Origin of the sequence: Streptomyces sp. MB09-02B (assembly GCF_033794485.1) — a bacterium.
Classification (GTDB): Bacteria; Actinomycetota; Actinomycetes; order Streptomycetales; family Streptomycetaceae; genus Streptomyces.
Map to the genome: position 1 here is coordinate 1 of NZ_JARGEE010000395.1, position 8253 is coordinate 8253.

The window sequence follows — 8253 nt, forward strand, 5'->3', positions numbered from 1 at the left end:
GTTGGGGTCGGTTGGGGATTGTTTCTCTCTGTAGCCAGTTGGGTGCGGAGAGTTAGGGACTGGAGGAGGGGGGCGGTGAAGCATCGGGACCCTCGCGTGTTCTGGCCGTAAGCGTTCCGTGACCTCACCGCACTGTCGGCAGGGGTTCACTCGCCGTTCACTTCCGTCCATTGGCGGCTTCACCTGATCTGCCTAATTTCGGCCTTACCCGGTGCGGGATGTGGACCGAAATGCGGCCTCGCAGCCCGTGACGACAGCAGTCTGAGGGACCAAGGCATCGGCGGAACGGGTCCCGAGGCTGATACGACGACTTCGCACGCCGCCATGTGGACGGCGGCTCCTGGAAGGAACTCCCGAAAGTGAAGCTTCAGCGCAAGAACCGGATGCGCGCCCTTTCTCTCGGTGCTGTCGCCCTCACCGGCGCTCTGACCCTCACCGCGTGCGGGTCCGACGACACCAGTGGTGGCGCGAGCGGCACCGGTGACAGCACGGCTGCCGCCGGCAACATCGACTGTGGCGACGCCAAGGGTCAGCTGCTGGCCGACGGCTCCTCCGCGCAGAAGAACGCGATCGACGCCTGGGTGGCGCAGTACCAGAGCACCTGCAAGGACGTCGTGATCAACTACAAGGGCAGCGGTTCGGGCGCGGGCATCACCGCGTTCACCCAGGGCCAGGTCGCCTTCGCGGGCTCCGACTCGGCGCTCAAGCCCGAAGAGGTCACCGCCTCCAAGAAGGTCTGCACCGGCGGCCAGGGCATCGACCTGCCGATGGTCGGCGGTCCGATCGCCGTCGGTTACAACGTCCCGGGTGTCGACAACCTGGTCCTGGACGCCAAGACCCTCGCCCTGATCTTCGACAGCAAGATCACCAACTGGAACGACAAGGCCATCGCGGCGCTCAACCCCGACGCGAAGCTGCCCGACCTCAAGATCCAGGCCTTCCACCGCTCGGACGAGTCCGGCACCACGGACAACTTCACCAAGTACCTGATCGCCGCGGCCCCCGACAACTGGAAGTACGAGGGCGGCAAGGCCTGGCAGGCCAAGGGCGGCCAGTCCGCGCAGGGCTCCTCCGGTGTCGCGCAGGGCGTGAAGGAGACCAAGGGCGCCATCTCCTACATGGAGCTCTCCTACGCCAAGGACGGCATCACCACGGTCGACGTCAAGACCGGTGCCGCCGAGCCGGTGAAGGCGACCGTCGAGAACGCCACCAAGGCCATCTCCGAGGCCCAGGTCGTGGGCACCGGCAAGGACCTGGCGCTGAAGCTCAACTACACGCCCACCGCCGAGGGCGCCTACCCGATCACCCTCGTCACGTACGAGATCATCTGTGACAAGGGCAACAAGGCGGACACTCTGCCCGCCACCAAGTCCTTCCTCGCCTACATCGCGTCCGAGGACGGCCAGGCGCTGCTCTCCGAGGCCGGGTACGCCCCGATGCCCGAGGAGATCATCACCAAGGTCCGTACGACCATCTCGGAACTGAGCTGACCTGAGTGCGGTCCCGTTCCGACCGGGACGGGGCCGCACCGTCCGGTGCACCGCCGCCAGGAGTCTCCCGCCACCGCGGGCGGCTCCGCCCCGAGCCGCCGCCCGCACGGCGACGGCTCCGCAGACCGGAGAACCTGATGGACATATCGATCAAAGACACTCCCGCACCCCGAACTCCACCGCCTGCCGAGCCGGCCGAGGACAAGCGTGCCGCCCGTGGCGTCACGCGCCTCGGCGACCGCGTCTTCCTCGGCCTGTCCCGCGGGTCGGGCATCTTCCTGCTGGTGCTCATGGCGGCCATCGCCGTGTTCCTCAGCTACCGGGCCGCGCTCGCCATCAGCAAGGACGAGGCCAACTTCTTCACCACCTTCGAGTGGAACCCCACCGCGGTCCCGCCGGTGTTCGGCATCGCGGTCCTGGCCTTCGGCACCGTCGTCTCGTCGGTCATCGCGATGGCCATCGCGGTCCCGGTCGCGGTCGGCATCGCGCTCTTCATCACGCACTACGCCCCGCGCAAGCTCGGCGGCCCCATCGCGTACGTGATCGACCTGCTCGCGGCCGTGCCGTCCATCGTGTACGGCCTCTGGGGCATCCTGGTCCTCGTACCGCAGCTCGACGGGCTCTACGGCTGGCTGAACGACTACCTCGGCTGGACCGGCATCCTCGAGTGGCAGGGCGGCGCCCCCCGTTCGATGCTCACCGTCGGCATCCTGCTCGCGATCATGATCCTGCCGATCATCACCAACGTGAGCCGTGAGGTCTTCCGCCAGGTCCCGCGGATGCACGAGGAGGCCGCGCTGGCCCTCGGCGCCACCCGCTGGGAGGTCATCCGCATGGCGGTGCTGCCCTTCGGACGCTCCGGTGTCATCTCCGCCTCGATGCTCGGCCTCGGCCGCGCGCTCGGCGAGACCATGGCCGTGGCGATGGTCCTGTCGTCCAGCTTCGAGATCAACCTCAGCCTGCTCGACCCGGGCGGCGGCACGTTCGCCCAGAACATCGCCAGCAAGTTCAGCGAGGCCACCGAGATGGGCCGGGACGCCCTGATCGCCTCCGGTCTGGTCCTGTTCGTCATCACCCTGCTGGTCAACGGCGCGGCCCGGCTGATCATCGCCCGCCGCAAGGAGTTCTCGGGGGCCAACGCATGAGCAACGCAACTCTCACCCCGAAGGGCCCGAGCACCCTGCGTGCCGCGTCCCTGCCCAAGTGGTTCCCCTGGGCGGTCGCCGCCGCCTCGGTCGTGCTGGGCCTCGGCATCAGCGCCGCCGCCGGCCTCGAGAGCTCCATCCAGTGGGCCCTGATCGCCGGCATCCTCTTCGTCCTCGGCTCGTTCGCGATCGCCGCGCGCGTCGAGGGCAAGCGCCAGGCCAAGGACCGGGTGGCGACCAGCCTCGTCTGGGTCGCGTTCCTGCTCGCGGTGCTCCCGCTGGCCTCCCTCATCTGGGAGACCGTCAGCCGCGGTGTGAAGGTCCTCGACGGCTACTTCCTCACCCACTCGATGGGCGTGGTCGCAACCTCCCAGCCCGGCGGCGGCATCTACCACGCCGTCCTCGGCACCCTGGAGCAGGTCGGCATCGCCGCCGTCATCTCCGTGCCGATCGGTGTGCTGACCGCGATCTACCTGGTCGAGTACGGCCGGGGCCGGCTCGCCAAGGCCGTCACCTTCTTCGTCGACGTCATGACGGGCATCCCGTCGATCGTCGCGGGTCTGTTCATCCTCAGCACCTGGATCCTGATCCTGGGCATGGGCCCCTCCGGCTTCGCCGGCGCCATGGCGCTGACCATCCTGATGCTGCCGGTCGTCGTCCGCTCGACCGAGGAGATGCTCAAGCTCGTCCCGAACGAGCTGCGCGAGGCCTCGCTGGCGCTGGGCGTGCCGAAGTGGCGCACCATCCTCAAAATCGTGCTGCCGACCGCGATCGGGGGTATCACGACAGGTGTGATGCTCGCGGTCGCCCGTATCGCCGGTGAGACCGCTCCGGTCCTGCTGCTGGTGTGGGGTTCGAACTACATCAACGCGAACCCCTTCTCCGACCCGCAGGCCTCGCTGCCGATGTACATCTATCTGCAGTTCCAGCAGAGCGGCGGTTCCGGAGCGGCGTACGACCGTGCGTGGGCGGCCTCGCTGACGCTGATCGCGTTCATCATGATCCTGAACCTGGCGGCCCGCGGCATCGCCCGTTGGAAGGCCCCCCGATGACAATCACGCGGCGTCGCCGCGCGCCCGGTCGCTGACGCGGCCACCAGCGACCAGACCCCCGAATTCCCCGCGAATTCCTCGCGAAAGAAGCAGTGATCCCATGGCCAAGCGAATCGACGTCAGCGGCCTCAACGCCTACTACAGCTCCTTCCGTGCCATCGAGGACATCTCGATGGCCATAGAGCCCCGTACCGTGACGGCCTTCATCGGCCCCTCCGGCTGCGGCAAGTCCACCTTCCTGCGCACCCTGAACCGGATGCACGAGGTCACGCCCGGCGGCCGCGTCGAGGGCAAGGTCATGCTCGACGACGAGAACCTGTACGGCGCCGGGGTCGACCCGGTCTCCGTGCGGCGCGAGGTCGGCATGGTCTTCCAGCGTCCCAACCCGTTTCCCACGATGTCGATCTACGACAACGTGGCGGCGGGCCTGAAGCTGGTCGGCGGCAAGAAGAAGTCCGAGCTGGACGACATCGTCGAGAAGTCCCTCAAGGGCGCGAACCTCTGGAACGAGGTCAAGGACCGCCTCAACAAGCCGGGCTCCGGTCTCTCCGGCGGGCAGCAGCAGCGGCTGTGCATCGCCCGCGCGATCGCGGTCGAGCCGAAGGTGCTCCTCATGGACGAGCCGTGCTCCGCGCTCGACCCGATCTCGACGCTGGCCATCGAGGACCTCATCAGTGAGCTGAAGGAGCGCTTCACGATCGTCATCGTGACGCACAACATGCAGCAGGCGGCGCGTGTCTCCGACCGTACGGCGTTCTTCAACCTCGCGGCCGTCGGGCAGCCGGGCAAGCTGATCGAGATAGACGACACGGAGCGGATCTTCTCCAACCCGTCCGTCCAGGCCACGGAGGACTACATCTCCGGCCGCTTCGGCTGAGCCGCGCGCCGGGCGGTGTCCCGGCCGGCCTCCCCGAACCCCTCGCGGTGCTGCATGGCGGTGCCGCCGCGAGGTAGATAAAGGGCCCGCCCCCGGCTCCCGGGGGCGGGCCCGTCCGCTGTCCGGCGCGGGTGCGCGGCAGCGGGAGGTCGGGTCGTCAGAGGACGGCCAGGTTCACGATCCAGAAGCTCGTCGCGGCGACCAGGGCCGCGGCCGGCATCGTGATGAACCAGCCGAGGATGATGTTCTTGGCGACGCCCCAGCGGACGGCGTTGATGCGCTTGGTGGCGCCGACGCCCATGATCGCCGAGGTGATGATGTGGGTCGTGGAGATGGGGGCCTTGAAGATGAAGGCCGTGATGAACATGATCGACGCGCCGGTGGTCTCGGCGGCGAAGCCCTGCGGCGGGTCGAGTTCGATGATCTTCCGGCCCAGGGTGCGCATGATGCGCCAGCCGCCCGCGTAGGTGCCGAGGGAGAGCATGACCGCGCAGGCGATCTTCACCCAGATCGGGATCGGGTCGCCGTAGTCCTCGACGTCCGCGATGACCAGGGCCATCACGACGATGCCCATCGTCTTCTGGGCGTCCTGGAGACCGTGGCCGAGGGCCATGCCGGCCGCCGAGACGGTCTGCGCGATCCGGAAACCGCGCTTCGCCTTGTGCGGGTTGGCGCGGCGGAAGATCCACATGATGCCCGCCATCACCAGATAGCCGACGACCAGGCCGACCACCGGGGAGATGAACATCGGGATGACGACCTTCTCCAGCACGCCGGACCAGTAGACCGTCGTACCGCCGGCGAGGGCCGCGCCGACCATGCCGCCGAAGAGGGCGTGGGAGGAGGACGACGGGAGGCCGAAGTACCAGGTGATCAGGTTCCAGGTGATCGCGCCGACCAGGGCCGCGAAGAGGATGCCCATCCCCTTGGAGCCCTCGGGCGTGGAGATCAGGCCCTCACTGACCGTCTTGGCGACGCCGCTGCCGAGGAACGCGCCGACGAGGTTCATCACCGCGGCCATCGCGAGGGCCGCGCGCGGCGTCAGCGCGCGCGTCGACACCGAGGTCGCGATGGCGTTCGCGGAGTCGTGGAAGCCGTTGGTGTAGGTGAAGAAGAGCGCGACGCCGATGGTCACGACCAGAGCGAAGGTGTCCATGAAGGGTTCAGGACTCCTTGACGGCGATCGTCTCCACCGTGTTGGCCACGTGCTCGAAGGCGTCCGCCGCCTCCTCCAGCACATCCACGATCTGCTTGAGCTTGAGGACCTCGATGGCCTCGTACTTGCCGTTGAAGAGCATGGCCAGCAGCTTGCGGTGGATCTGGTCGGCCTGGTTCTCCAGGCGGTTGACCTCGATCCAGTACTCGGTGAGGTTGTCCATGGTGCGGAGGTTGGGCATCGCCTCGGCCGTCAGTTCGGCGGCGCGCGCCAGGACCTCGATCTGGTCCCCGACGCCCTTGGGGAGTTCTTCGACGTTGTAGAGGACGACCAGGTCGACGGCCTCCTCCATGAAGTCCATGATGTCGTCGAGGGAGGACGCGAGGTTGTAGATGTCCTCGCGGTCGAAGGGCGTGATGAACGAGGAGTTCAGCTGGTGGAAGATCGCGTGCGTGGCGTCGTCGCCGGCGTGTTCCGCTGCCCGCATCCGCTCCGCGATCTCGGCCCGGGCGGAGGCGTCCGCCCCGAGCAGTTCCATCAGGAGCTTCGAGCCCGTGACGATGTTGTCCGCGGAGGCGGCGAACATGTCGTAGAAGCTCGTCTCCCTGGGGGTCAGACGAAAGCGCACGTGGGGTCCTCGGTATGCATGGGTTTCGGTCAGGCTGATGCTAGGCGCATCATCCGGCCACGGCTAATGGGCCGTCCCCCAGTGTCGCCCATCAGGCAGGTGGGCCGGCATGGGGGCTGCCCGCAGGGCGTATACCCGCCAAAGTTCGATACGATATACCCGGTAGGGGTATATGTCTGGAGGCTGCGATGACGACCACAGGGGCCGGAGCCGAGGTGCCCTCCGCCGTGGACGGTGTGGAGCGGGGTGGGGAGCCGGGCGCGGAGTCGGGTGTGGTGACCGACCACGACCGTGGAATCCACGGGTATCACCATCAGAAGGGCGAACACCTGAAGCGCCTGAGGCGCATCGAGGGGCAGATCCGCGGGCTCCAGCGGATGGTCGACGAGGACGTCTACTGCATCGACATACTCACCCAGGTCTCCGCCTCGACCAAGGCACTGCAGTCCTTCGCCCTGCAGTTGCTGGAGGAACACCTGCGGCACTGCGTCGCCGACGCGGCCCTGAAGGGCGGCGCCGAGATCGACGCGAAGGTGGAGGAGGCCACGAAGGCGATCGGACGGCTGCTGCGGACCTGAGGACCGGTGGGCCCGGCCGCCCCTCGGGAGGGGTGATTTTCGGCCACCGGGTGCGGGCTTTCAGTACGGGGGTGCGCTAGCGGGGCGGTTCGGCCTCGTGGGCGCGTTCCTCCCAGACGCGGAGGACCTCGTCGATGCGGTCGGGGCTGAGGCGGTCGCCGTCGGTGGTGGAGGCCGCGATGATGAGGTCGCCGCAGAGTTCGATCTCGGCGAGGGCCACGTGGTCCTGAACCGCCGTACCGCCTGCCGGAGCCACGCGCATCACCTCTTCTCAGCCGTCACCGACTCCTAGGGTAGGCAGCGGCCCGGGGCCCGCGCATGGCACCAACGGACCATTTCCGGCCCGCGCCCTCCGTCGCGCCCCTGCCTCGTCCGGGCCACCGGTGCTGCCGGGCTACTCCTCCGCGATCTTCCCGGCGTAGATGTCCTCGGGCCGCGGCAGACGTACGGTGACGGGGACGCCGAAGTCGAACAGCAGGGTCGTCGAGGCGACCGCGACGGTGCCCCGGCCACCGCCGTTGACGAAGCTGAAGCGGTGGCGGACCTTGCGGATGCGGCCCTCGTCGTCGAGGTAGGCGTCGAAGGGGACGCGGGCCGTGGCGAAGCCCCGGGCGGCGGCGCGCAGCGGGGCCCTGTTGCCCTCGGAGGCCGCGCGGGAGGCCGTCGTGAGGTCGGCGGTGCCGCGGTAGTGACGGACCCGGGTGCCCTCGACCTCGGTCTCCCCCATGTACTCGGCCGTACGTGCCCCGCGCAGCACCTCGGCGGCGGCGAACGGGTCGGTGGCGCCCCCGGTGACCAGATTGCCGTCGGAGAGGGCGCCCGTGTCGACGCGGACCCATTTGTCGGCGGGGACGCCCGCGCCCCGGTTCTTCATGAACAGGGCGCCGGGGGCGAGGAGTTCGGTGATCGGGCGGTGTTCGCTGCGGCCGGCGGGGTCGTGCGGCAGTAGCACCTTGAGCCGGCCGAGCTGTCTGCCGTAGTCGTAGACGCCCTCGCCGTAGATGGTCACCCGGGTGCCGCCGGTGGCCATCTCCATCTCCGTACGGGCCTTGGAGCTGCCCGCGCGGACGAGAGCGGGGGCGGCGCGGTGCATGAGGTCGACGGGGTCGGAGGGGAGGGGGTCGTCGGTGAGGCCGCGGACGGCGCAGCCGGTGACGCCGGTCGCGCCGGCGATGAGTCCCGCCGCGACGAGTGCCGCGCCCGTCCTGCTGTGCCGCCGCGTCACCATCGCCTGCCGATCCCCTGCCGGGTTTGCCGGGTTCCTGTGGTCGTTTCGGATAACGACGGTTGAGGGAGGTCGTCACGCCGGGGTGGTGCGGGGATGGGG

The 8253-nt window shown here is 68.6% G+C and carries 9 protein-coding genes; 5 read left to right on the forward strand and 4 right to left on the reverse strand.

All coding sequences use genetic code 11. The features are described 5' to 3' along the window. The first annotated feature begins 359 nt into the window (after positions 1–359). The 4 genes from pstS to pstB all read left to right on the forward strand — a co-directional run bounded on the left by pstS (position 360) and on the right by pstB (position 4564). Positions 360–1490: a phosphate ABC transporter substrate-binding protein PstS gene (gene pstS / locus P1P70_RS35670; protein ID WP_319245202.1), complete on the forward strand. Its 1131-nt coding sequence runs from the start codon at positions 360–362 to the stop codon at positions 1488–1490. 137 nt (positions 1491–1627) lie between these two features. Beyond that, on the forward strand, positions 1628–2635 hold the full coding sequence (gene pstC, locus P1P70_RS35675) for a phosphate ABC transporter permease subunit PstC (protein WP_319245203.1): 1008 nt from the start codon (positions 1628–1630) through the stop codon (positions 2633–2635). Next, positions 2632–3687, forward strand: coding sequence for a phosphate ABC transporter permease PstA (gene pstA, locus P1P70_RS35680; protein ID WP_319245205.1), 1056 nt, complete (start codon positions 2632–2634; stop codon positions 3685–3687). Before pstC ends, pstA begins: the two co-directional genes overlap by 4 nt. A gap of 100 nt (positions 3688–3787) precedes the next feature. Next, entirely contained in the window at positions 3788–4564 is a 777-nt protein-coding gene (gene pstB / locus P1P70_RS35685; RefSeq protein ID WP_033525068.1) for a phosphate ABC transporter ATP-binding protein PstB, read from the forward strand. A 157-nt stretch (positions 4565–4721) separates the two neighbouring features. Here the strand turns inward: pstB and P1P70_RS35690 are convergent, their stop codons facing one another. Together P1P70_RS35690 and P1P70_RS35695 are read right to left on the reverse strand one after the other, a co-directional pair. Beyond that, entirely contained in the window at positions 4722–5720 is a 999-nt protein-coding gene (locus P1P70_RS35690; protein ID WP_239755625.1) for an inorganic phosphate transporter, read from the reverse strand. 7 nt (positions 5721–5727) lie between these two features. After that, a complete protein-coding gene (locus tag P1P70_RS35695) occupies positions 5728–6348 on the reverse strand; it encodes a DUF47 domain-containing protein (protein ID WP_319245206.1) in 621 nt (206 codons plus the stop codon). A gap of 188 nt (positions 6349–6536) precedes the next feature. On the opposite strand from P1P70_RS35695, the gene P1P70_RS35700 reads away from it, so the two are divergent. After that, complete coding sequence (locus P1P70_RS35700; RefSeq protein WP_319245207.1) at positions 6537–6926, forward strand: metal-sensitive transcriptional regulator; 390 nt, start codon at positions 6537–6539, stop codon at positions 6924–6926. A gap of 76 nt (positions 6927–7002) precedes the next feature. Here the strand turns inward: P1P70_RS35700 and P1P70_RS35705 are convergent, their stop codons facing one another. Continuing rightward, entirely contained in the window at positions 7003–7188 is a 186-nt protein-coding gene (locus tag P1P70_RS35705) for a hypothetical protein (protein WP_319245208.1), read from the reverse strand. A 132-nt stretch (positions 7189–7320) separates the two neighbouring features. Then, a complete protein-coding gene (locus tag P1P70_RS35710; protein ID WP_319245209.1) occupies positions 7321–8154 on the reverse strand; it encodes a hypothetical protein in 834 nt (277 codons plus the stop codon). Between the last annotated feature and the right edge of the window lie 99 nt (positions 8155–8253).

Bases quoted from the DNA above. Each gene is read 5' to 3' on its own strand.
- pstC (WP_319245203.1), top strand. From the start codon at position 1,628: ATGGACATATCGATCAAAGACACTCCCGCACCCCGAACTCCACCGCCT.
- pstA (WP_319245205.1), top strand. From the start codon at position 2,632: ATGAGCAACGCAACTCTCACCCCGAAGGGCCCGAGCACCCTGCGTGCC.
- pstB (WP_033525068.1), top strand. From the start codon at position 3,788: ATGGCCAAGCGAATCGACGTCAGCGGCCTCAACGCCTACTACAGCTCC.
- P1P70_RS35690 (WP_239755625.1), bottom strand. From the start codon at position 5,720: ATGGACACCTTCGCTCTGGTCGTGACCATCGGCGTCGCGCTCTTCTTC.
- P1P70_RS35700 (WP_319245207.1), top strand. From the start codon at position 6,537: ATGACGACCACAGGGGCCGGAGCCGAGGTGCCCTCCGCCGTGGACGGT.
- P1P70_RS35705 (WP_319245208.1), bottom strand. From the start codon at position 7,188: ATGCGCGTGGCTCCGGCAGGCGGTACGGCGGTTCAGGACCACGTGGCC.
- P1P70_RS35710 (WP_319245209.1), bottom strand. From the start codon at position 8,154: ATGGTGACGCGGCGGCACAGCAGGACGGGCGCGGCACTCGTCGCGGCG.